Raw genomic sequence first — 247 nt, 5'->3', positions numbered from 1 at the left:
GGCGCAGCGGACGGGACTCGAACCCGCGACCCCCGGCGTGACAGGCCGGTATTCTAACCGACTGAACTACCGCTGCGTGTCGGTGGACTTGCGTCCGTACAACTCTTGCTTCGTCAGATACGTAAGCGGTGCTTTCGTATCACATCCCAGAACGGCGTCTAGTATGGAAAATATGGCGCAGCGGACGGGACTCGAACCCGCGACCCCCGGCGTGACAGGCCGGTATTCTAACCGACTGAACTACCGC

1 tRNA gene is annotated in these 247 nt (G+C 60.7%); it reads right to left on the bottom strand.

Features of this window, described 5'->3' with window-relative positions:
* Positions 1-2: 2 nt before the first annotated feature.
* Positions 3-76, bottom strand: a tRNA-Asp gene (locus ACZ3GY_RS24570).
* Between the last annotated feature and the right edge of the window lie 171 nt (positions 77-247).

It is taken from the genome of Pseudomonas sp. PME37.24/006 (assembly GCF_055556635.1).
This window is presented reverse-complemented; position numbering and strand designations above follow the sequence as displayed.